Raw genomic sequence first — 1264 nt, 5'->3', positions numbered from 1 at the left:
TGGTCAAGACCCCTATTTGTAGACATTGCAAAAAACACCTAGGCAGAAAGCTGACGTCTGTAAGCAACAGGCGTCAGTTTTTTTAGTTTTCTCTGCGGTCGCTCGTTATTATAGAAATGCAAATATTCTTCAATTCTCCTTTGTGCCTCTTCTAAACTTCGGATATGATAAGGATAGAGTGCTTCCGCTTTTAAATGCGAAAAAAAGCTCTCCATAGAGGCATTGTCATAACAATTGCCTCGGCGGGACATGCTGATTCGGGCGCCAACCTTCAGCAGCATGTCTTGGTAATCGTAGGACGTGTACTGGAATCCTTGATCGCTGTGAACGATCAATCCAGTCACGTCTGTTTCCTTTTTAAACGCTTTCTCAAAGGTTTGAAGAACGAGTTGGTTATCATTACGAAGGCTCATATGAGAAGCAATGAGTTCTCCGTTATACAAATCCTTAATGGCAGATAAATATATCCATGTATCGACTACGCGGTATTGAGTGACATCCGTTACCCACTTTTGTTTAGGCTTATCCGCTTTAAACTCCCGCTGAAGCAGGTTTTCCGCAACGCGTGCTCCTACTGTGGTTTTATAGCTCTGACGTCGCTTCTGACGCATCTTAGAGCGAATCCCCATCTCTTGCATAAGCCTAAGAACTTTCTTGTGATTCACACGTTTTTCATGGTCCTGAAGTAAATGCATTTGAATCTGCCGATATCCATATACGCCATTGTACTTCGTATACACTCGTTTAATTAATGCCTTGAGATCTYCATCGCGATCTATAACTTTGCGCTTCAAGTAGGCGTAGTATCCGCTTCTGGAGACGCCAAACAATTTGCAGAGTTCAGTAAGAGGGTAGGATTCTGCTGCTGCTTCAATGACACGATATTTCGTTTTTGTACCTCCCGCATCCAGATTTCCAAACACTTTTTTAGCATCTGATTATCTCGTTTAAGCTTTTGAACGTATCTATCCTGATCGATGTATTCCTCACGACGTCCTCGCTGATCCAGTAGTCCATATTCACCGAGCTGTCTATATTTCCTCATCCAAATCTTCACACGATTCTTGTCATTAATATTTAGGTGATCCGCTATCTTTTGATACGACCATCCCTCTTCAACATGTAAGCGGATTGCCTCCACTTTCGTTGTATCTTCATAATGCTTAAACTTTTGCCCTTTAACCGCCACAAAAATACACCCCCTAGAATTTCATCGGAATAACCTAGGGGTTTTTCCAATGTCTATTCTAAGGGGTGCACTTCA

2 protein-coding genes are annotated in these 1264 nt (G+C 42.3%); both read right to left on the bottom strand.

The features are described from left to right. Positions 1–38: 38 nt before the first annotated feature. The gene (locus AC1DM9_RS34335; protein ID WP_477584493.1) at positions 39–875 is read right to left on the bottom strand and encodes an IS3 family transposase; all 837 of its coding nucleotides are present in this window, start codon (positions 873–875) and stop codon (positions 39–41) included. Continuing rightward, a complete protein-coding gene (locus tag AC1DM9_RS34330; RefSeq protein WP_477512714.1) occupies positions 791–1189 on the bottom strand; it encodes a transposase in 399 nt (132 codons plus the stop codon). Before AC1DM9_RS34330 ends, AC1DM9_RS34335 begins: the two co-directional genes overlap by 85 nt. Positions 1190–1264: the final 75 nt, after the last annotated feature.

Source organism: Paenibacillus sp. 01T431, assembly GCF_056398625.1.
This window is presented reverse-complemented; position numbering and strand designations above follow the sequence as displayed.